Source organism: Rossellomorea vietnamensis (assembly GCF_001305855.1).
GTDB lineage: Bacteria > Bacillota > Bacilli > Bacillales > Bacillaceae_B > Rossellomorea > Rossellomorea vietnamensis_A.
In genome coordinates, this window is record NZ_LIXZ01000003.1 from 84,804 (window position 1) to 107,542 (window position 22,739).

Consider the following 22,739-nt stretch of genomic DNA (forward strand, 5'->3'; position numbering starts at 1 on the left):
GTCATAGGAATGAAGGTCCGTCCCTTTTTTATTTCAGAAATTTGGTTGAGTAGATCGGGTTCAGGTTGGGTTGAATGGAGTACTTTTTTGTCCGATTCAGTTTGTATGTTTTGTTTTTGAGTAAATATGTTCTGTATTTTTGGTTCCAGCTTTTCAGCGACCAGACTATGAGTGCTGCCGTTATGAGAACCAGTCCTCCGGTGGCAGGCCAGAAATAAGGTGAAATGACCGCTGACTCATATGCAAGACCAATCGGTGAAAACATGAAATACGTCTCTACGACTGAAGCCATCAGAACGATGGATAATGGAATGCTGTATCTCCAAGGCATCATGTTCACTTTCGGATTATAACGGTATTCATACGGTTTTTTCATCGGTTTCCACCAGCCGATCACAAGCATCAGGGCCACTTCCGCTACAAAGAGAATCCCATAGATGTGAATGAAGTTGATATCGATGGTGTATCCGAAAAGATGTCCAGTACCCCACACGAGCATATAATACGTGATGACATGAAGGATGATGACTGTTTTCGCTGCTAATGCCGGGATCCGTTTTGAAAATACCCCCACTAACAGGACCACGATGATCGGGATATTAAAGAATCCCGTGAATCGTCTGATCAAGTCCCATAATCCGTCCGTCGCATTAATCAATAGCGGAGACACACACATGGATACGACGGCCAGGAACGCTCCGAACCATTTACTGATCGTGATCAATTTCTGATCGCTCACATCCGGATTGAACTGAGGCTTGTAAATATCAAGGGCAAAAAGCGTCGCTGCACTGTTCAGCAATGAATTAAAGGAGCTTAGCACGGCTCCAAGCAACACTGCCAGGAAGAACCCAGTTAAATAAGATGGCAGTACGGCATTTATCAATGCTGGATATGCTAAGTCAACACTTTTCAAAGAATCACCATACAGATGGAATGCAATGACTCCGGGAAGCATCATCATAAAGGGAACGAGTAGTTTATAGAAACCTGAAATAATGACACCTTTCTGTCCTTCTGCTAAATTCTTCGCTCCAAGCGTACGCTGAATCACATACTGATTGGAAGCCCAATAGAATAAATTCGCAAAAAGCAGACCTGTAAAGATGGTTGAAAATGGGACGGAATCCGAGGCGGACCCGATCGAATTAAGCTTCTCAGGGTTCTTTGTCGCAATTTCCTTCACTCCTGAAAAGATGTTTCCTTCCCCCAGAGCATAGAATCCTAAAATCGGGACGAGAATCCCAATGATCAACAATCCTACGCCATTCAACGTATCAGAGATTGCCACAGCCTTCAGTCCGCCGAAAATAGCATAGATACTGCCGATGATGCCAATCGTCCATACAATCACCCAAATCGATTGAGTGTAGGAAATTCCAAGCAGTTCAGGGACATCGAATAATTTCAAGACAGCAAGGGCCCCGGAATAAAGCATCGATGGGATCGTTACAAACACGTACCCAAGCATGAAGAGAATGGTCGTATATTGACGGACACCCTTGTCATAACGCTGATTCAGAAATTCAGGCAGTGTAGTGAAGCTCCTCCCTAGATATTTCGGAAGCAAATACAATGCCATGATGATGATGGCGAAAGCGGCGGTCACTTCCCACGCCATATTTGACAGGTTCGTACGGAACGCCTGTCCATTCAGTCCGACCAGCTGTTCTGCCGATAGATTTGTGAGTAACAGCGATCCGGCAATGAACGTTCCTGTGAGCCCCCTCCCCGCCAGGAAATAACCAGTGGAATCATTCAGGGATCCCTTCGTTTTTATGTATGAAACCCACGCAACCAATCCCATAAAAAAGACACAGGATAAAATTGTAAAAAACAAACTATTCTCCAACATCGATCCTCTTCCCTTCAAATTTATTACATGTGTTTGTGAAAGTTCCCCAAAAGGTATACTAGTAAACTATTATTTTTGGAATTTTGTTAAAAATAGTTAAAACGAACCACCACGTTTTTCCATCAAATTCTTTTTGAAAAAACGGTTGTGGAGGGCTTTCACCCTGTGATAAAGTAAAGAACATATTTTAAAAATAACTTCATACGAATTCCTTATATATCTATGGTGATATGGACCATAAGTCTCTACCTGGCAGCCGTAAAGTGCCGGACTATAAGGAAAGTCCATGCTATATACTGACTATAAGTGTATGGAGACTTTCCCTATGTGTATCAGAGAATGTCTTCATGCACTTTTTTATTTATTTTTTAAGAAGTCTGACATCATACGACATCAACGTGAGGATTCGATGAAGAACCTATTTTGGAGGATTGATAGTGTGAGTTTAGTGTATGGCATCTTATCTTTACTTGGCGTTTTATTTCTGGCTTGGCTTTTGAGCAGCAACCGCTCAGCCATCCAATGGCGGACGATCATCATCGGAATCTGCCTGGAATTTCTGCTGGTTCTTTTTGTTTTGAAGGTTCCGTTTGGACAAACGGTCTTGAAGAAAGCCGCCCTTGGTGTCCAGAAAGTCATTGATTACAGCAATGAAGGAATCATGTTTGTGTTCGGGGGATTTTTTGAAAAAGGGACGAATATTTCATTCGTGTTCGCCATCAATGTGTTAGGCGCCATCATCTTCATTTCAGCTTTGATCTCAGCTCTTTACTACTTACGGATCATCCCGTTTTTCGTGAAATATATCGGAATCGGCTTGGGGAAAATCCTTGGTACGACAAAAGTTGAATCCTTTAATGCAATCGGGAATTCGTTTCTCGGATTGGCGGAAGCTCCCCTGTTGATCAAGCCTTACTTAGTAAAATTGACACGGTCCGAGCTTTTTGCCGTCATGGTCGGGGGAACGGCATCAGCGAGCGGTGCCATCCTGATTGGATACTCACTCATGGGGATCGACATGAAATTTCTTCTTCTTTCTGTATTCAGTGTTCCCATCGTATCCCTTGTCATCTCGAAGATCATCGAGCCGGAAACAGAAGAATCCCGGACGAACGGAGATATTTCATTAGGGAAAACCACTCATACGAATGTATTTGAAGCTATATCCGAAGGCGCCCTGAGTGGTACTCAACTAGCGATTAATATCGGTGGATTACTGATTGCGTTCATCGGTATCCTTGCTGCTGTAAATGGACTGCTTGGACTCGTCGATACAAGCCTTTCAACCGTATTCGGATATGTCTTCTATCCACTTGCCCTACTCGTCGGCATTCCGATGGATGAAGCATTCCGGGCAGCGTCCATCATCGGGACGAAGCTATCTGTGAACGAGTTTGTGGCATATAAAGAACTTTCAGGAATGATGAGTGACCTTTCACCCAAGACCGTGGCGATCCTTTCTGTTGCCCTTTGTAATTTCGCCAACCTGTCTTCCATCGGACAGCTGATCGTCGGACTGGGTTCATTAGAGCCGACCCAACGACCGATGGTGTCCAAGTTAAGCTTAAAAGCCATCCTTGCCGGGACACTCGCAAGCTTTATCACAGCCATCATCATTAGTATATTTCTATAACTTTTTGCGTCATTTATGTTTCTCCCGGCACCATTTAGTGAATAGTATAAGGTAGTAATCTTTTTTCACATTGACAACGGAAGGTGAAACCATTGAGAGAAAAAAAGACCATGAAAGAAACGAAAACGAGTAAAACGACCCATGTTCTTCCACCCGATACGAACCATCACGGGACGCTGTTCGGTGGAAAACTGATGGCCTATATAGACGATGTGGCTTCCATTGCCGCTACCCGTCACGCCCGCAAGCCCGTCGTAACGGCTTCCACGGATTCCGTCGATTTTCTTCAGCCGATTAAAGTCGGCGACGCCGTTACATTGGAAGCGATCGTCACCTACACGGGACGCAGCTCCATGGAAATCTGTGTGAAAGTGACCTCTGAAGTCCTTCTCACAGGAGAAACCAATGTGGCTGCCATTTCCTTCTTAACATTTGTGGCCCTGGAAGGAAATAAGCCGGCGATCATTCCTGAAGTCGTGCCGGAAACAGAAGAAGAGAAATGGCTGAACGAAACAGCCCAAAATCGTGCCGAGCACCGTAAAGCACGAAAAAAACATAGTGAAGAACTGGCGGAATTTTTCCGTAAAGCGTATTAAAAGGTTGGAGATGCTTGTTATGAGCATCTCTTTTTTTGTGCAGAAAAGTTCGTGTTCGCCGATATCCCATCCCGCAAACTCCCCCTCCCGCTTCTTGTCCGAAACCCTTTCAAACCCTACTATTACTACCCCTCCGCCACAAGACAACGCCCATTCCCCCTGCTTTTTTCCACATCTCCTTTAAAAATAGGTCCGTCCCTCCGATAATACAGAGGTACGGACATTTAATATGTCTTATTATCACCATATTTGGAGGTTACGGTTTGAAGAATATAATCAGTATGTTTCTTCTTGTCATGCTTTTTGTGGCGGGGTGTTCAACGCCTATGACGGAAGAAACCAGCACAGAGAAACAGCATAGTATCGGAATCCTGCTCTCAGACACTGGGCTTGGGGATGGTTCATTTAATGATTCCGCCTTCAGGGGGCTGGAACGTGCCCGTGACGAATTAGGTATTTTATTCGATTATAGAGAAGCTCCTGACGGAAATTTTGAAGATGCCCTTCAGGAACTGGTTGAACAGGATCATGAACTTGTGATCGGTCTTGGTTTTTCGATTCAGGATGCTCTTGAAAAGGTGGCAGCAGAAAACCCTGATCAAAAATTCCTGTTGATAGACGGTTTTTCAGAAATGGAAAATATTACGTCGATTACATTTAAAGAGCATGAAGGAAGCTTCCTTCTCGGTATGGTTGCCGCGATGAAATCCAAGACTGGGACGATCGGGTTCATCAGCGGAGCAGATGTACCGGTTATCGCGCGCTTTGAACAAGGCTATATACAGGGTGCGAAATATATCAATCCTTCTATTAAAGTGTTAAAAGACAATGCCAATAACTTCGGTGATGCAGAACTGGGCAGGCAGATTGCAGAAAAACAAATGAAACAGGGCGTGGACTTTATTTACCCGGCTGCCGGTTTTACAGGGGTTGGGGCCATCCAGGCTGCTCAAAAAGCAGGCAATCTTTCTGGAGGAGTCGATTCAGATCAATATTTCATTGCCGAAAAATCTGTTGTCACTTCCATGGTCAAAAAAGTCGACAACGCCGTTTTTAATATAACGAAAGAACTTATTACCGAAGGGAAAATCTCTCAGCATGCTTATGAACTCGGTCTTAAAGAAGACGGTGTCGGCCTTGCCCCGATCCGTGTGACCAGACTGACTCCAGAAGAGACGAAGAAACTGGAAGACGCTAAAAGCAAGATCATCTCGGGAGATATCACGGTCAACCTGCCATAAATTCATCTAAGGAGAAAAGTCATGACACTAAAAAAACGTTTATTGATCCTGGGGCTGATCCCCCTTGTCCTCTCGACCATTATTATCGGCTACATCGTTTTGCAATTGATTTCACTCCAGAATTCTGCAAAGGAAGATGTGCAGGTACTGCTTGAAACGGAAATTTTACGAGGGGATCTCATCGTTACGAAACAAGCCCTTTCGAACTACTCGGTCAATTCCACGGAAGAAAATAAACAGATGGTAGAAAGCTTATTGAAAGAAACCACGGTTCAAATCACTGAGTTGAAGAAACTCATTTCCGTTAAAGATCAAAAGGAGACCCTGTCTTCCATAGATTCGAAATTCACTGAACTGAAGTCGGCTTCGGATTCCGCTCTCAGTGAAATGAACAAAGCAGAGATCAAACGGCAGTCGATACGTATTTCAGGGGTGCTGAACGATATGTATCTATTAAATAAACAAACAAGCGATTGGTATCAGGATTTGCAAAAAGAAAACAAGAGTCGGATCCAATTCATCGTCTGGGCTTCCATCATCGGTTTAATTGTGACGGTCTTCCTATCTCTATTGGCATCTAACCTGCTTACAAGGAGAATCGTCAAGCCATTGAACCGGATGGTAGAAAATGCTGAAAAAATGGCCGATGGAGATTTAACGATCACAATCGACTCAGTTAAAGAAAAGAACAGCAGATTCGAAGTCGATAAGCTACAAACGGCGTTTCACCATATGGTTGGAAATCTTCGGAGTACAGTCCAATCTGTCCATGACATCGGATCCAATGTAGAAAGATTCACTCAGGATGTCCGCTCTCAAATGTCTAATCTGACGGAAAGCAGCAATCAGGTGGCTCTTTCCACGGAGGAGCTCGCCAAAGGGAGTCAATCGATTTCTGAGGATATTCAATCCACCGCTTCCCTTATGGCTGTGATGGGTGATGACTTTGCCCGGAATGTCGAGCAGAGTGCAGAATCTTCCGAAAGTAGCAAAGTCGCAATGACATCTATCGGAAACGGCCGAACTTCCTTAAATAAGCAGCAGGAATTTGCCGAGATGATTGCCGAATCTTCTTCCTCCATCATGGATTCGGTTGAATCCTTCGCCCAATATACGGGGGAAATCGAGAATGCCGCCCAGGCGGTCAGGGAAATTGCAGATCAAACGAATCTCCTTGCATTAAATGCAGCGATCGAAGCCGCACGGGCAGGAGACGCCGGGAAAGGATTTGCCGTTGTAGCACAGGAAGTCCGGAAGCTTGCGGAAGACTCTTCAGTCGCTACGGAGCGGATCGGCAGCATGGTCGGGAATATCAAACAGGGTATTCAGTCCATCATGGATGCTTCCCAAAAAGGGAAAACCCTTTCCACCCAGCAGGTTGATTCTATGAGTGTGACGGAGCAGGCTTTTGAAGAGATTTCTGGAAATGTTTCTACTATATTCGATAATCTCGCCAAGCTCGAGAGCGGAATGCTTGCCTCTTCTGAGCGTACCAATCAGGTGATTGCCGCCGTTGAAAACATTTCAGCGATCACGGAAGAAACCGCCGCCGGTACAGAAGAAATTTCTTCATCCACGGAAGAACAGCTTCGATACTTTGAACGTATGAATGAACAAGTGGGCGAATTAAATAAGATGACGTCCGACATGAAGAAAGAATTGGAGCATTTTACGCTTTAATAGAATGAGAGGATGCCTTATGATGTGGCATTCTCTTTTTTGTTAATTTGAGAAACAGCGGTGAATGGACGTTTCGCTGAGATATCCGAAATTCCACTGATACCCCCTTCCGGAGCCCCAGGCGACCTGTCCTATTCGCCACCAACTCCCAATTTCCGACAATAACCTCACACCATTCCCCTACACCTCCTCCCCACAACTCCATTTTACTAGTCAAAATCACCCCTATGATTATTACAGAACGTTTAAATTTTTTTAACGAACAAAAAGTAGAGGTCCGTCCCTCTATACTTATTGGGGTATGCAAAAAGGCTCTGTAGATACGTTTTATTTTTTGAGGAGCGCTTTCATATCTGTCATAGTTTGTAACATTTTGTCGGTGGTAAATATCTCCACCTTCATAACCCCCGAAAATCTCCTATACTGTATAGAAGGTTATACTGTGTAGAATTCTTATAGTTGGAGGAATACTGATGTTATCAAACTCTGAAATTGGGATCGATTTAGGAACTGCAAATATACTTGTTTATAGTAAAAATAAAGGAATTATACTTAATGAGCCATCTGTTGTGGCAATTGACACTGAAAACAAAACGGTACTCGCCGTTGGGACTGAAGCTAAAAGCATGATCGGGAAAACACCTGGAAAGATCGTGGCTGTTCGCCCTCTTAAAGATGGTGTGATCGCCGACTTTGATGTGACGACTGAAATGTTGAAGCAAGTGATGAAAAAAGCGAGTAAGAAACTTGGATTCTCTATTCGAAAGCCGACTGTTGTCGTATGTACTCCTTCCGGTGCGACAAGCGTAGAAAGAAGAGCGATTCAGGATGCAGTGAGAGGAAGCGGTGCGAAATCCGTTACCCTTATCGAAGAGCCTGTCGCTGCCGCGATCGGTGCAGATCTTCCAGTGGGTGAGCCTGTTGCCAACGTCATCGTGGATATCGGCGGAGGAACGACGGAAGTCGCGATCATTTCTTACGGTGGTGTCGTTTCTTGTAACACGATCCGTATCGGCGGGGACCAAATGGATGAAGATATCGTCCAGTACGTTCGTAAACGTTATAATCTCCTGATCGGTGAAAGAACGGCTGAAATGGTGAAAATCGAAGTAGGTCAGGCATTGATCGACCATGAGGAAAGAACGATGGATATTCGTGGACGTGACCTTGTCACAGGCCTTCCTAAAACGATTGAACTATCATCAAACGAAATTCAGGATGCATTGAAGGAATCCCTCCTTCACATCTTGGAGACGATCCGTGCAACATTGGAAAATTGTCCTCCTGAACTGAGTGGGGATATCGTCGACCGCGGTGTGATCCTGACTGGTGGTGGAGCCCTATTAAACGGACTTCAAGATTGGTTGAGCCAGGAAATCGTTGTACCGGTTCACTTAGCACCTAACCCGCTTGAATCAGTAGCCATCGGAACAGGACGTTCCCTATCGGTGATTCACAAACTACAAAAAGTAAAATAAGCAGCAGACATCCCCCATTCCTTTGGGGGATTTTTTGTTGTACCCAAAACAATAACTCATCTATATACCCCACTAACATTTTTTCCAAACATATGTGATCCAAATCCCTACTGCCCTCGTTAGCTTATTAAAATTGAGTTCCGCTCCGTTGTTTAGTATTCTTATTTTATATGTCAAATATAAGGAGCGTACCATGCCCAATGACCGTCAGGATATAGAACTGTATCAACAAGTTTTGGCAAAAGATTCGACTGCATTACGACAGCTTTATCAGCAATATGAAAAATTGATTTATTCCTTTTCATATAAAATGACTGGAGACCGCGAAATCGCGGAGGAAGTGATCCAGGAGGTGTTCATGAAGCTCTGGAAGAAACATTCACCATATGACCACAGCAAAGGGAAATTTTCATCATGGTTATTGACCATGACACGGAACACCTGCCTGGATGCGTTACGCAGACGCAAGAAACATGAGTCTGTTGAATATATAGAGAAAGATTCTCTTCAGGTAACCTATGAAACTCCCGCCGATCAACTGGAGTGGAAGGAAAAAGGAACCGCGATCAGGGATTGTATCCAATCATTGAAGGATGACCAGCAAAGAATCGTTCAATTATTCTATTTTAAAGGATTGACTCAACAATCCATTGCTGAGTCGACAGACACTCCTCTTGGAACAGTCAAAGGAAGGATTCGTTTAGCCCTGAAACATTTACACACGTGTCTAAAAGGGAAAGGAGGTACATTCGAATGACCACACAACAATGCGATCATTTACTGGATTACTACAACGGACATTTATCCCAACTCGAGAAAGCTCAATTTGAGAAACATCTGAAGAGCTGTCCCCAGTGTCAGGAGGAACTTCATGAACTGGAGCAGTTAATGGATTTTATGCCTTTCGCATCTGATGTCGTCGAACCTCCCAAGGACCTGGAAGACCGTGTGATGGCCGGCATTCTCGGTGAAGAGAAACCTACCGCGGACATAAAACCTCTATCTAAAAAGAAAAAGAATGCATGGTTCCTTCCTTCTGTGGCGGCAGCATTAGCCTTATCTTTAATCGGCAATGCGTATCTATTTACACAGCTTGAAGATCAGAATGAAGTCGTGGAACAGGCAACGATCGATCAGGTCGTACAATATGTGGATCTCGCTGCTGTGAATGGAGACGCCAAAGGAACCGCAAGCATCATCAAACAGGGTGCACAAACAAGCATGGTCGTCCAGGCTTCTGAACTGCAGGATCTTTCAAATGAAGAGGTATACCAGGTATGGCTCATTAAAGATGATAAGCCTGAGCGTGCCGGTACATTTGTCACGAGCAATGACGGAAAAGGTTCGGTTGTCTTCAAATTCAATGAAGAGTTCACGAAGAAGGATTGGGATACAGTGGCCATCACTCTTGAACCCGATGCCAATAGCCAGCTTCCTCAGGGCGATATCGTGTTAGCTTCCGATATTTAAATATAATTTCATCCATTATTCTCGTCCGGCAGTCCTTTACTGCCGGGCTTTTTTATGCTGATTAAAAAGAAAAGAAAAAAAAGTTTCAAAAAAAGTGATCCATCTCTTAACTTCTGTCGTTAGCTTTATGAAAATATAAAAAACCAAAAGGAGAGATACCACTATGAAAATGAAAAAAAGTTATTTAGCCGTCCCATTAAGTATGACACTACTGATTCCAACTGCAGGTGCTGTATCAGCACATAATGGTGAAGATCATTCTATGACAAAAGTGGATACGCCGGCAGGGGAATTAAGAACTTCTTTGGACCGCTTACTTACAGAGCATGCATACTTAGCCGTTGAAGCCATGAGACGCGGAGCAGAAGGCGCTGAAGATTTCGACGCGGCAGCTGGTGCTTTAAATGATAACGCAGCCGATTTGAAAGGCGCGATCGCCTCCGTTTATGGTGAAGAAGCAGGAAATCAGTTTAACACGATTTGGACCAATCATATCGGATACTTCGTTGATTATGTGAAAGCGACGGGTGCTGATGATCAGGCTGCAAAAGATGAAGCCCTTCAGAATCTATCAGGATACAAAGAAGAATTCTCTAACTTCCTTGAGACAGCAACGGGAGAACGATTGAAATCCGATAGTTTGGCAGAAGGACTTCAAATGCATATCAATCAGCTCATCGGTGCTTTTGACAGTTATGTAGCAGGAGATTATGAAAAGGCTTATGAATATGAGCGTGAAGCCATCGGACATATGGCGATGGTATCCAAAGGACTATCCGGTGCTATCACAGACCAATATCCCGATAAATTTGAAAACACGATGGCCGTGACTCCTGCAACGGACTTACGATCCACGCTTAACCATCTTTTAACAGAGCATGCTGCCCTAGCGACGATGGCGATGCAAAATGGGATCGACGGTTCTAAAGACTTCGATGCTTCCGTCAATGCCCTGAATGCCAATACGGAAGATCTTTCTGCAGCGATAGCATCTGTATATGGTGAAGAGGCAGGAAACCAATTCAAAGACATGTGGTCAAAACATATCGGATTCTTCGTGGACTATGTAAAGGCTACGGGTGCTGAAGATGAAGCCGCAAAAGAAGAAGCAATCAAGAATCTCGATGGCTACCGCGCTGAATTCTCTAAATTCCTTGAAACTGCTACAGACGGTCGTTTAGAGTCTGACGCTCTTGCAGAAGGTCTTCAAATGCATGTTGAGCAACTGATTGGTGCTTTCGACAGCTACGCAGCCGGCGACTATGAAAAAGCATGGGATGGAATCCGTATGGCATATGAACATATGCTGAACCCTGCGAAAGGTTTATCAGGTGCATTTGCTGACCAATTCCCGGACAAATTCAAAGCCGACATGCCTTCAGAAATGCCGAACACGGGTATGGGCGGAACCGCTGACACCAACGAATTCCCATTTGAATACCTCCTTGCAGCACTATTGATCATCGCGGGTGGTACAACCCTTGGAATGAAAAAATACGCTTCCCACAAACAATAATCTTTAAGATGAGAGGGACGGACCTATTATAGGTCCGTCCCTCAGTGTGAAGAATGAAAGGAGTGGCTTCACATAATGTATACTATGAGGGTTGTACTACTTGTGCTTGTACGATTGCCCATTTCTTTCAGTTCTTGTCCATAATCATCACTTTCATCTTGACACCTTAAAGCAGCTCGGCCCCCTCCGATGCTGTTTTTTTATGGATATTTTTAGAAGAAAAAGAAACCCTACTAGTAAGGAAGGTGATAACATGAATGAGGAGCAATTAGAGGATTTGTTTCATTTTTATGGATATGAAGATTTGTACAAGCGGTTTAAGACTCCCCTTTATGTCACAGGGATCATGGATGATGCCGACGCCGGACTGATCGAGGATTTCTTTGAGAACTTCACATTCGATGGTCCTGTTTTATTCGACGAGTTCAGGTTCTGGTTCCAATACTATGAAGTATCCAAGCGGCCGCCGTTTACTTTTTAACTTGAAAAAAGCTGTTTTCTGTACAGGACAGAAAACAGCTTCTTTTAGTATGGTTTAGGTTGATAAAAGTAATTGGTCGAATTCCACGTGTTATTGAACTCTTTATGGAAAATATGAGTCGCTGCCGGAGAAACGGGCGGGATCAACCACGTCCAGTCTCCGGTTACCTCGCGATCCGCACTCTTCTCATTTTCTTCAAAAAGCCGGAACTGCTGGGCAGCCGTATGATGGTCCACGATGCTTACCCCGTCTTCTTTAAAAGAATGAAGCACGGCAATGTTCAATTCGATCAGCGCCTTATCCTTCCACAAGGTGGCCGCTCTTGTAGTATCCAATCCCATGCAGCTCGCCACTTTCGGGATCAAATTGTAGCGGTTCTCATCAGCGAGATTCCGGGCACCGATTTCTGTCTCCATATACCAGCCGTTGAACGGTGCCGCCTTGTATGAGATCCCGCCGATCTTCAATTCCATATCCGAAATGATCGGGACACCGTACCACTTCAGCCCAAGGTCCCCGAACCAATCGAATTCAGGGTGACGAAGAGGCACCTGCAAGGCAAGATGCGGCTCGACCTCTCTCATCTCTGGAGGTTGATCTCCGATTTGCACGACCAAGGGAAGAACATCAAAGTCCGTCCCTCCCCCCTGCCAGCCGAGCTCCCGGCATTTTTGAGTGAATTCGATGGAATGGGGGTCTCCTCTGTATTGACCATTTTCCACATAACCCGCATATCTGATCAGTTGGTGGTTCCATAACCGTATATCGGGCTTGTTCGGATGAGAGGGTCTGAACACCGTGATGGTCGGCCGGATCCTGCCTCCGTTCGATGCGTAATCCAAATGACGCGAGAGGGCCTGGAACACTTCCTCTTCCGTCGAGGCTTCCCGTTCGTCAAACACAGACAATGAATTCCAGAACAGACGCCCGATGCAGCGATTGCTGTTTCTCCAAGCCATTTTCGCTCCGTGGACCAGTTCTTCGTTAGAATGTGTGTAGGTCCCTGCTTCAGAAAGCTCTTCTTCTATTTGTTGAAGGCGAAACATGATGTCCGATTCGCTTTTATTCAGTTCCTGATAACACTGTGTAATAAAGGCTCTTGCCTCATCCATAATCGGTGTCAATATAATCGCTTCCCTGCTAACTTATTCAGCGCATACTGTACCTTGAAGTATATCATTTTCTTCTTGCCTCTAACCTTGGTACATTTGAACAACCGTTGAATTTTAGAGAGTCACCGCTTTTTCATAGCATCGATATTCCTGGTGGCCCTCTGGTTTCGAAGTGAAATAGACAGAGCCGCGGTATTCATATCCGAGTTTCTCATAAAGGGAGTTTGCCCCCGTGTTTCGGGAACAGGCATCAAGCCGGATACTTTCATACCCTTTTTCCCCAGCCAGTTCCTCACACTTTTTCATGAATATCGTCCCCAATCCGTTTCCTTGCTGAAGAGGGTCAAGAAACAGGGCGTGGATCACCCATTCATTCCTGAGTTCCCACGGGACCTCCGACCACTCAGGTGACTGCCACTCGTTGAGAGTAGCGGACCCCGCGACCTCCCCGTCCACCATCAATACATAAAGGTTCCCGTTGTCCATTTCTTCTTTAAAATAGTCCCTGCTTGGGTACTGGTCATTCCATTGCAGCAAACCTTTTTCATCAAGATCATGTTTACATCTGATATATACGTTCATGATAGTGTCAATCTGCTCTTTCGTTGCCTGTCTTAATTGTATGTCCATGTATTCCCCTGCTTATCGTTTAGTTTATGTACCTTTTTGTAGTGTTTGTTCAGAATATGGTCGTTATACGGACGGATCATATTCCCTTCCGCTTCTCAGCGAGCCTCTTACCAGCTGAAATCCCCGATAAATAGGCACTCTCAAAACGCGTACGTCCAGCTCCATCATTCTCACGGAGAAAAGCATCCCCACATAGGATGATCCGTCCTTCTTCACCCATTTCCACGAAAGGAGTGCGTACCACAGTTTCTGCTTCTGCATACTTCCACCGTTTCAGCTGAGCTCCTGTCACCGCACTTCCTCTTTCAAGATAGTTCTCCGCCACCTTTTGGATTTCCCCTAAGATATCGTCATCCTCAAGCCTTTCGTTTCGCTTCGACCAGTCCCCTGTCATATACACACTCACGGTAACAGTGGAGGAGATACCTTTCTTATAGTGATCCACCACCCGCTCCACACCGTCAGGAAGCTCTTCATCTAAGTGACCTGGTGACGGGATACGGCTTGCCCCGTCAAAAGTAAACATGCCGACAAAGCACGGGGCAAAAGAAATAGAGGGGGCGCGTAAACGTGAAGTGCCCGTAAGCAACTGTAGGGCCTGGGGTACGGGAGCCGTCACTACGCAATGGCGGGTCAGGATCTTTTCTCCAGTTTCAAGTTCCACTTCCAGAGGTCCGTCCCTCCCGTCGCGAATGGAAGATACCCTGGTGTTCAGTTTGACAGGGATGGTTCCGGCCAGTTGTTTTGCGAGGGAGTTCATGCCGTCCGTGGATGTGTATCTGGGATAGGGAGAGCCAAACCAGCGTTTTACCCACCCTCCTTCGAGCCACTTCTCTACCTCCTCTTGCAGTTCCCGCGAACGGACCGTGAAGAATTGGGCTCCATGATCGGCTTTCCCATCCCCGATCCGCCTTGTGGCCAGTCTGCCACCGACACTTCTACTCTTTTCCACTATGAGGATATCCTCTACCCCTTTTTTCATTAGTGTCCTGGCTGTCATGATACCTGACAGTCCTCCTCCAATGATGATCACTTCTTTGGTTTCCATGTTTTCTCATCCTCCTTTTGTTTTATTATACGAATTTCCCCTGAAAAATTGGAAGGGAGATGACTCCCTCCGTCATCTCCCTGTTCTTAAGCCAATAATTCTTCTAAGTCCTGATACATTTTGTTCCGTTCCTGTTCCTTCTGTTCTTTTTCCTTATACAACTCCTGAATGACATCCAGGTCTGGCTGCGCGAGAAGCTTCTCTTCAATCGCAAAGATCTCTTCTTCCACCTTTTCAAGCCCGGCTTCGATTTCTTCCATCGTTCTGGAAGGTTTCTCTGCGACTGCTTTTGGCCTCGTTTCCTTCACCACTTGCGCGACGGCCTCTTCCGGGGCTAGTTCAGGCAGCTTTTCCTTTGCCCAGCTGTATGGCCCGTCAAAGAAATAAAGCTCACCCCGATGGATCCAATAAGTTTTCTTAAACAATTTATTCAAAAAGTACCGATCATGGGATACTGCGAGGATCGTGCCTTTGAAATCTTCCAATGCATCTTCCAATACTTCTCTTGAATCTATGTCCAAATGATTCGTCGGTTCATCGAGGACAAGGAAGTTGATGTCCTGGTGCATAAGCTGGGCAAGACGCAGCCTCATCTTTTCACCACCGCTCAGCTGCCCCACCTTCCGGAACACATTCGGTCCATAAAATAAGAATTTGGCAAGTATATGCCGGGCATCCCCTTCTGTTACAGGTACCTCTTCCCTGAAGGCATCAATCAACCGGACATTCGGGTCTGCAACCGTAAAGTGCTGGGAAAGATAGCCGAGCTTCACATTGCTTCCGATTTTCACCACGCCACTATCTGCTGATTCTTCCCTTAGAAGCATCTTGATGATCGTGGATTTCCCTGTGCCATTCTGACCGACGATGGCTGTGCGGTCCTTGAAGTGGACTTGGAGACTTGCACTTTCAAATAAAATCTTTTCCCCGTAGGCTTTTGAAACCTCCTCCATGGAAAATACGATTTTCCCGCTCCGGTCCGTTTCTTCAAATTCCAGTCCCATCTTCTTGCGGTCCAGGATCGGTCGCTTGATCTTCTCCATCCGTTCTAGTGCTCTTTCCATATTCCGCGCCCGCTTGTGCAGGGCCTCATTTGGGGGATTCGCTTGATTCGCCCATTCCCTCAGCCTTTTGATGGCCTCCTTCATCTTCTTGATTTTCTTCTGCTGCTCCTGATACGCCTGGAACTCGATCATAAGACGCTCTTCTTTTTCTTTTACAAATCCGGAGTAGTTCGTATGGTAAATCGTCAGCTCTCCGTCCTCCAGGTCATATACCTTTGTAATGACGTGATCGAGGAAATAGCGGTCATGGGAAATGCAGACGACGGTCCCTTCATATTCTTTCAAAAAATCCTCAAGCCACTCAACCGCCCCGATATCCAGATGGTTCGTCGGTTCGTCAAGAAGCAGCAGGTCCGGCTTCTCCAAGAGAATCAGACCTAGACATAGCTTTGTCTGTTCCCCGCCGCTGCACGCATTGAAATCCTTCTCGATTAGTTCCCCAATGGCGAGGCCGTTCACGATCTTCGCAATATCGGACTCGATCTCATATCCTCCGGAAAGGGTGAATTGATCCTGAAGCTTTCCGTATTCTTCTAGTAACCGGGTGAGAGTATCCGGGTCCTCTTCATTCCCCATTTTGGTTTCCAGCTGGTTTAACCGGTGACCGACCTGAAGCAGTTCGGAAAACGCGGAACGCAAAACATCGATTCCTTTCGTACCTTCCTCATACTGTGGAATTTGAGCCAAATACCCTACCTTTGCTCCTTTTTTCAGATGAATGAGCCCCTTATCCGGAGCTTCCACCCCTGACAATAATTTAAAGATGGTCGTCTTCCCAGACCCGTTCCGCCCAACGAGGCCAATCCGGGCTCTCTCGGGTATTTCAAAGCTTAAATCCTCAAATATTAAGTGACCACCAAACATTTTACTGAGTTCCTGTGCACTGGAAATAATCATTTTCCTCTTCCTTTCAAGTATCTATTTAGAGGTAAGAGGTTCATAAAAAAAACCATAGGGGAGCAGAAGGCTCGCCCATGGCTTTCCAGAAATGCGGGACTTTACTACACCGCACTTCCCCTTTAATAAAAGAAGGGACAAAAAAAGAGAGCGAAAACGCCCCCCTTTTTCCGATTCTTTATAGAAAAGTGATTGGAATTGAGACCTCTTACCGTTCAGTATTCATATCTATTTGCTAAAAGGGCATACGTGTCCCCTTGAACGCAAATGCATGAAAAATTGCACGGCAAATGTATATATAGTCTAAATACTTCCCACGCAATCCTGCAGAACGATTCATCTCAATTCCACCCCCTTCTTCATTACACGAATGTTGATACCATCATTATATAATTATTCTGAAAGCCTTTGCAATGTGTTTATTCTTTTTTATACAAAATCCTGGATAGTACGAGTCCGATTACGCCGATGGGAATCAGGATCATGGCACGGATCGTAAAATCGAGGAACACGAGATCGGCAAGGAAGAATTTCAACAGAGCCAGGGCAAGGAAAATGATTCCCACCCACCGGTAGAACATGTCCTTCCTGCTTTCCCCATAAATGAGATACCCGATGGACAGCGCGGCAATCGCGACGGTGAAGGCTGTCGTCCGCGGGGTGTAATCCCAGCCGATCACGATGAACTCGGTCAACCTCAGGATGAAGAACATCACGAGCCCTGTTAGAAAGACTTTCATCGTGGTTGGTGAAACATTCAAGAAAGAAGAGTCCTCTTTGTTAAAACGGGAGAACAAGTATACATAAGTAAAAGCAAAGATGAAAATCGGCAATTCCACACTGAAGAAATCTTCCGATGCGCTGGTCATCATGCCCAGGAAAGAAAACATCATTAAGAGAAACGAACCGGTAAGGCTGACATAGCTTTCCCTTCTCCCTGCAAGCCACAACAGGGCATTCGCTTCAATGGCCACCAGCACGAATCGCCAATCATATTCAAACCATTCAAAGAGGAAGAGCAGCACATGTAGAAATCCTAGGACAAGCAGCACATCCTTCGTCCGCTTCTTCTCCTTTGGCTCAATGAAAGATACCCCGATATACACAGCAGCGAACGCCACATAGTAGAATAGAGGAATCTCTGCATAGATGTCATTCAACAATCCAAGAAGGATGAAGCTGCCTGTCACAAGGGCCGGTATCATCTCGGCGCTCACCCGTCCATCCCGGTTAAGGACGATCAGGAGCAGGATATACGCGTGCTGAATCGCAAATGGGATGAGGACGGTCAGCGTGATTTCCCCGACGCCAAACGCCGCAAAGAAAAACAGTGAAAAATACAGTAAATAATAATGAATATTCCAGGCTATCCGGTACCTTTTCAACGTACTGAACGTCATCAATACGAAGAACAGTACCAGTTCATAGCCGTAAAACAGCCACTCATTCCGCTCATCCCCTGCGAAAATGAACGGAAACAGGTATGCACCAGCCCCGATCAAGCAAAGAATCAGTTGAGAACTGTGCTTATGAGATGCCCACAGGCCAACAGAAATGATTAGGATTAATAAAAGATTCGTGATGAGTCCCCCGATATAACCGTATAGGATATTAGCTGAAAATAACGTAATGATCGCGAGGACGATGCTTCCCGAAAGAAGCGTGATGGATAATTTACGCTGATCCCGGCTGAACCTTTCACCAAGGGCATACATCACGACACTGATAACGCCACCCGTCAACACCCGGAGCCCCGGTGAGACCCATCCGTTTTGAGAAGCCGCCATGAATCCCCAAATGCTTCCTATTAATAGAACGAATAAGAAAACTTTCGGAAGCCAGCGTTCGACGGAGAAGTCAAAAGGTTCTTTTTCGATGATGGGCTGTGCAGATTCAGCAGGAACTGATTTTTCAGGTTCAGCGTAAACCTCTGCTTTTTGGATGACAGGTGACACGTTTTCACTTTTTGCGTGAATCAACTGCCGTTTCACGAGATAAAGCTCTTTTTCAAGAAAGTTGATTTTTTGTTCCAACCTTTCCAGTTCTTCCTTTTCCATACTTCCACCCCCCTACTTCTATTTATACAGTAAGGATGGAATATTTTCCTATATTTTTTTGCAGTCACGATAAAAAAACTCCACCTTATAAGCAGGTGGAGTTTCGTTTCTATGCTAATCGTTTAAAGTTTTGCCCAAGGATTTCGTTCATCGTGTGAACCGTGATGAATGCACGATTATCGACCTGGGTGATGAAGCCTTTCAGCTTGGAGAAGTCCTTGCGTCCAAGGATGGTCGTGATGACTTCTTTTTCATCGGACGTGAACGCTCCCGTCGCCGTATGGATCGTCGCCCCTTTTCCAAGCTCGTGCACAATGTACGACTTGATTTCATCACTGTAACGGCTGATGATCACAATCTCTTTATTGGAATTGAACTGCTGCAGTGCATAATCGATGACCAGTCCGTTCAGGATGACCCCGAAGAATGCATACATTCCGACTTGAGGTCCAAATAATACGGCTGAGGACATAGCGATTGATAAATCCGCCAGCAGCACGCCTCTGCCTACATCTATATTGAAATATTTATTAAAGATCAAAGCCACGATATCCGTTCCACCCGTTGATGCCTGCTGGTTGAACACAATCGCCATACCGATTGCGGCAATGCATTGACCGATGATCAATTGAATTAAGATATCATCACTGAGTGGCGCGCTCATCGGAGCAAGTCTTTCTAATAACCAAACATAGAATGAAAGGGCGAAACTCGCGTAAATCGTTTTCGCACCGAAATTAAAGCCGAGAAAAATCACACCGACGATAAACAGAATGATATTGATGATAATCATGAACAGTCCAAGAGACAAGCCTGGAAATAGATCGTTCATGATGATCGACAACCCACTGACTCCTCCTGTCGCTAAATTATTAGGCGATAAGAAAAAATGGACATTCACAGACACAAGAAATGCCCCAAGATTCATCATTAAGAAGGAAAATATTCTTTGTCGCATCACCGCAACCTCCTTTTTCTTTAAAATTTATTTTGGTTTTCCGTAAATAGTTGAACAACGGGATTATAAAGCCCATCAAGACCCTTTGTAAAGGGAATCCGGTCAAAAAAATAAGGTTTAATAATTGTGAAAATTGGAAGGGTTTGCAGATGTGATGAGGACAAGGGTTAGGTTTAATGACTGACTCTCAGGGTAAAGAGGGAATTTTAGGTTCACCGATACTGTAACAAAAAAAAACGATTCCACTCAGGAATCGTTTTTACACTTTATCTGTTATCGATTTTCTCCGGATACAAATCATGATTCATCAAGCGGTGGTCTGCCATCGTCTCGAATTTCGTGCCTGGCTTTCCGTAGTTGCAGTAAGGATCGATGCTGATTCCTCCCCGCGGGGTGAATTTCCCCCATACTTCGATATAACGGGGATCCATCAATTCGATGAGATCGTTCATGATGATGTTCATGCAGTCTTCATGGAAATCACCGTGATTTCGGAAGCTGAACAAATAGAGCTTGAGAGATTTACTTTCCACCATCTTTTCACCAGGGATGTAGCTGATATAGATGGTAGCAAAATCCGGCTGACCTGTTTTCGGACAGAGACTTGTGAATTCAGGACAGTTGAATTTCACAAAATAATCCCGGTTCGGATGCTTATTGTCGAATGCTTCCAAGATGTGTGGAGCATACTCAAATAAGTAATTTGTCCCTTGATTACCTAATAATGATAAGTCTGTTAAATCTTCGTCTTTTCTTCCTGACATGTAAAAAATCCTCCCCTTCAGAGTGCCTCGAATGAAGGAGGACATAGCATTAGCCTAAGAATCCACATAACAGGCAGGTAAATTGAAAAAATTGTTATATCCTGTTATGCTTAAAGGATAACATGTTTTAGAAAGCTTCATGTTAGATTCATAGAACCATAGTTTTTTATAGAGGGTTAATGCTATGAACCTCTCTCAGGTACTTGAGCAACTATTAGTGTTACAGAGGTTATATTAAATAAGAATTTTGGGAAAGTCAATCCAATTATAGATTGAAATTTGCAGCAAGAATTTCGATTCTATCTATTGAGAATAGTAATTGGTATTTTTGCTGGGAGTGATTATTAATGAATCAGCTGGTCAAGGCCTTCACCAAGTCTATTCTCGCAGGAGACGTGCATTCATTACTTGAACTGCATTCGTCTTCCATCCATTCAAAAATAGATAATTTTACTTTTTACGAGAAAATTATTAAGCCATCTATGTATAGAATTGGTGATCTTTGGGAGAAAAATCAAATTACCGTTGCAGATGAGCATTTAGCCACTGCAACTCTTAAATATCTGCTTGCTACTGTTTTTACCCATCAAGAAGCTTTAGAAAACCAACCTAAAGCTCTTTTATTTTGCATTGAGGGTGAACAGCACAGTCTTGGACTGGAACTTGCGAACGAAGTATTCAAAGAAAAGCAATGGAATACCCGTTATTTGGGAGCAAACGTCCCTGTCAAAGATGCGTTAACCTTCATTAGCGCTTGGAAACCTCATGCCATTGGAATATCCATTGGTATGACGACGGAACTGACCCGATTAAAAGAGTGCATCGAAGAAATCAGAGCGCATCATCAAGAGATCGACATTCTTGTCGGTGGTAGACTCGTCTCCCACTACTCTCTTGATTTCTTGGAAAATTCAAAGGTGACAAGCTTTCATGACTTGTTGGAACTCAATGAGTATCTCACCGATATGTCCAATGGGCTTGTTTCCTTGAAGGGCTAACTCCTTAATCACATGCATGCAACAATAAAAGGTTCTGGTCGTATCATACGTCTTTCACGAGACGCAAGAGTGACGTCCGGAACCTTTCTCTAGGGAGTGATCATGTGGAAAATTTACACCTATGCCCCATCCCGTATCTATTACTGGATAGGCAGTTTAACTTAATAGATGCTTCAAATTCAGGATATGACTTCTTAATGCCCGGTCAAAACTTCATGTCCATTGTAGAAGAAGAAAGTTCACCTAAGTTTGCCCGGATTATTCACAAAGATCCAAAAGGCGAAATGGAACTGAATGTAAAGAAAAACGATTCCTTCGAGCTATTCGACATCTTCTTCCAGTTTTCAGATGTTCAACAGTATTTCCATGTTGCCCTTATTGCCAAGGATCATCAATACAAAAAAGTATCCGAGCAGATGAACGGCTTGTTCAACCTTATGGGTAAGTCCACTTATCCACGAAAAGAACCGAACCTGACAGAAGTCCTTGCAAAGATATCTTCATTATATTTAAAACTTTCCAATACATCTGATTGGAATCGGCAAGAAATTATGGATAAAATAAAAGAGATTGAACATCACATTCAACAAAATGTGAAATAACTTTATTTTATAGGAGAGAAGAAATGACTTTATTAACGAACATACTTGATTACAACCAGCAATTTGTAGAAGAGCAATCGTATGAAGAGTACCGGACCACCAAGTTCCCGGACAAACGCTTAGTGATTCTTACCTGTATGGACACTCGTTTAGTAGAGCTGCTCCCTAAATCCATGAACATGAAAAACGGAGATGTAAAAGTCGTCAAAAATGCAGGCGCCATCGTAAGCCACCCATTCGGAAGCATCATGCGCAGCCTGCTTGTGGCAGTCTACGAACTGCAGGCAGATGAAGTTATTGTCATCGGTCACCACGACTGCGGCATGAGTGCCATCAACAGTAACAGTATCCTCGATAAAATGAAAGAACGCGGGATTCCGGAAGAAACAATCGACACCGTCAACTACTCAGGGATCGACCTCCACGACTGGCTGAAAGGCTTCAGCTCTGTACAGGAAAGCGTCGCCCACAGTGTCGACATGATCAAGAACCACCCGTTAATGGATAAAAACATCCCCGTTCACGGACTTGTCATCAGCCCCGAAACTGGGAAACTTGATTTAGTAGTCGAAGGATACTAAGAAAAGCGGAAGGGGCTTGGGTAGTCCCGACAAGCATAACTGTTAAAAAAACCATGAAGGCGAATTTGCCTTCATGGT

At 44.6% G+C, this 22,739-nt stretch carries 21 protein-coding genes and 1 riboswitch; of the genes, 12 read left to right on the top strand and 9 right to left on the bottom strand.

Going from position 1 to position 22,739, the window contains the following annotated elements; all coding sequences use genetic code 11:
* Positions 1 to 28: 28 nt before the first annotated feature.
* Positions 29 to 1,855 carry a solute:sodium symporter family transporter gene (locus AM506_RS05140; RefSeq protein WP_060671425.1) on the bottom strand — a complete coding sequence of 609 codons (1,827 nt, stop codon included), beginning with the start codon at positions 1,853 to 1,855 and terminating at the stop codon, positions 29 to 31.
* A gap of 192 nt (positions 1,856 to 2,047) precedes the next feature.
* Positions 2,048 to 2,149, top strand: a riboswitch (purine riboswitch).
* Between the two features lie 145 nt (positions 2,150 to 2,294).
* Between AM506_RS05140 and AM506_RS05145 the strand changes: the two genes are divergently transcribed.
* From AM506_RS05145 to AM506_RS05190, 9 genes are all read left to right on the top strand, one after another.
* On the top strand, positions 2,295 to 3,488 hold the full coding sequence (locus tag AM506_RS05145) for a NupC/NupG family nucleoside CNT transporter (protein ID WP_060671615.1): 1,194 nt from the start codon (positions 2,295 to 2,297) through the stop codon (positions 3,486 to 3,488).
* Between the two features lie 92 nt (positions 3,489 to 3,580).
* On the top strand, positions 3,581 to 4,084 hold the full coding sequence (locus AM506_RS05150) for an acyl-CoA thioesterase (protein ID WP_060671426.1): 504 nt from the start codon (positions 3,581 to 3,583) through the stop codon (positions 4,082 to 4,084).
* A 263-nt stretch (positions 4,085 to 4,347) separates the two neighbouring features.
* On the top strand, positions 4,348 to 5,325 hold the full coding sequence (locus tag AM506_RS05155; protein WP_060671427.1) for a BMP family lipoprotein: 978 nt from the start codon (positions 4,348 to 4,350) through the stop codon (positions 5,323 to 5,325).
* 21 nt (positions 5,326 to 5,346) lie between these two features.
* A complete protein-coding gene (locus tag AM506_RS05160) occupies positions 5,347 to 7,005 on the top strand; it encodes a methyl-accepting chemotaxis protein (RefSeq protein ID WP_060671428.1) in 1,659 nt (552 codons plus the stop codon).
* Between the two features lie 473 nt (positions 7,006 to 7,478).
* Positions 7,479 to 8,483 (top strand): rod-share determining protein MreBH, encoded by a 1,005-nt coding sequence (gene mreBH / locus AM506_RS05170; RefSeq protein WP_060671430.1) that lies wholly within the window; start codon positions 7,479 to 7,481, stop codon positions 8,481 to 8,483.
* Between the two features lie 193 nt (positions 8,484 to 8,676).
* Positions 8,677 to 9,240: an RNA polymerase sigma factor gene (locus AM506_RS05175; protein WP_060671431.1), complete on the top strand. Its 564-nt coding sequence runs from the start codon at positions 8,677 to 8,679 to the stop codon at positions 9,238 to 9,240.
* Complete coding sequence (locus tag AM506_RS05180) at positions 9,237 to 9,953, top strand: anti-sigma factor (RefSeq protein ID WP_060671432.1); 717 nt, start codon at positions 9,237 to 9,239, stop codon at positions 9,951 to 9,953. The genes AM506_RS05175 and AM506_RS05180 overlap by 4 nt, the downstream gene beginning before the upstream one ends.
* A gap of 163 nt (positions 9,954 to 10,116) precedes the next feature.
* Positions 10,117 to 11,469, top strand: coding sequence for a hypothetical protein (locus AM506_RS05185; RefSeq protein ID WP_060671433.1), 1,353 nt, complete (start codon positions 10,117 to 10,119; stop codon positions 11,467 to 11,469).
* A gap of 253 nt (positions 11,470 to 11,722) precedes the next feature.
* Positions 11,723 to 11,950: a hypothetical protein gene (locus tag AM506_RS05190; RefSeq protein WP_060671434.1), complete on the top strand. Its 228-nt coding sequence runs from the start codon at positions 11,723 to 11,725 to the stop codon at positions 11,948 to 11,950.
* A 44-nt stretch (positions 11,951 to 11,994) separates the two neighbouring features.
* Here the strand turns inward: AM506_RS05190 and AM506_RS05195 are convergent, their stop codons facing one another.
* The 8 genes from AM506_RS05195 to queF all read right to left on the bottom strand — a co-directional run bounded on the left by AM506_RS05195 (position 11,995) and on the right by queF (position 20,480).
* Complete coding sequence (locus AM506_RS05195; RefSeq protein WP_060671616.1) at positions 11,995 to 13,062, bottom strand: nitric oxide synthase oxygenase; 1,068 nt, start codon at positions 13,060 to 13,062, stop codon at positions 11,995 to 11,997.
* Positions 13,063 to 13,176: 114 nt separating this feature from the next.
* Positions 13,177 to 13,692, bottom strand: a complete 516-nt coding sequence (locus AM506_RS05200) for a GNAT family N-acetyltransferase (protein WP_060671435.1) — start codon at positions 13,690 to 13,692, stop codon at positions 13,177 to 13,179.
* 76 nt (positions 13,693 to 13,768) lie between these two features.
* Positions 13,769 to 14,740, bottom strand: a complete 972-nt coding sequence (locus AM506_RS05205; protein WP_060671436.1) for an NAD(P)/FAD-dependent oxidoreductase — start codon at positions 14,738 to 14,740, stop codon at positions 13,769 to 13,771.
* Positions 14,741 to 14,826: 86 nt separating this feature from the next.
* The gene (gene abc-f / locus AM506_RS05210) at positions 14,827 to 16,701 is read right to left on the bottom strand and encodes a ribosomal protection-like ABC-F family protein (RefSeq protein WP_060671437.1); all 1,875 of its coding nucleotides are present in this window, start codon (positions 16,699 to 16,701) and stop codon (positions 14,827 to 14,829) included.
* A 235-nt stretch (positions 16,702 to 16,936) separates the two neighbouring features.
* Positions 16,937 to 17,041 (bottom strand): RAxF-45 family protein, encoded by a 105-nt coding sequence (locus AM506_RS23365; protein WP_327205517.1) that lies wholly within the window; start codon positions 17,039 to 17,041, stop codon positions 16,937 to 16,939.
* A 79-nt stretch (positions 17,042 to 17,120) separates the two neighbouring features.
* Complete coding sequence (locus AM506_RS05215; RefSeq protein ID WP_060671438.1) at positions 17,121 to 18,758, bottom strand: DUF2339 domain-containing protein; 1,638 nt, start codon at positions 18,756 to 18,758, stop codon at positions 17,121 to 17,123.
* A 109-nt stretch (positions 18,759 to 18,867) separates the two neighbouring features.
* Positions 18,868 to 19,716 (bottom strand): YitT family protein, encoded by an 849-nt coding sequence (locus AM506_RS05220; protein ID WP_060671439.1) that lies wholly within the window; start codon positions 19,714 to 19,716, stop codon positions 18,868 to 18,870.
* Positions 19,717 to 19,982: 266 nt separating this feature from the next.
* Positions 19,983 to 20,480, bottom strand: coding sequence for a preQ(1) synthase (gene queF, locus AM506_RS05225; protein ID WP_060671440.1), 498 nt, complete (start codon positions 20,478 to 20,480; stop codon positions 19,983 to 19,985).
* Positions 20,481 to 20,827: 347 nt separating this feature from the next.
* Between queF and AM506_RS05230 the strand changes: the two genes are divergently transcribed.
* From AM506_RS05230 to AM506_RS05240, 3 genes are all read left to right on the top strand, one after another.
* Positions 20,828 to 21,478, top strand: coding sequence for a cobalamin B12-binding domain-containing protein (locus AM506_RS05230; RefSeq protein WP_060671441.1), 651 nt, complete (start codon positions 20,828 to 20,830; stop codon positions 21,476 to 21,478).
* Between the two features lie 104 nt (positions 21,479 to 21,582).
* Positions 21,583 to 22,080: a hypothetical protein gene (locus AM506_RS05235; RefSeq protein ID WP_152968532.1), complete on the top strand. Its 498-nt coding sequence runs from the start codon at positions 21,583 to 21,585 to the stop codon at positions 22,078 to 22,080.
* Positions 22,081 to 22,103: 23 nt separating this feature from the next.
* Positions 22,104 to 22,661, top strand: coding sequence for a beta-class carbonic anhydrase (locus AM506_RS05240; protein ID WP_060671443.1), 558 nt, complete (start codon positions 22,104 to 22,106; stop codon positions 22,659 to 22,661).
* Positions 22,662 to 22,739 lie beyond the last annotated feature (78 nt).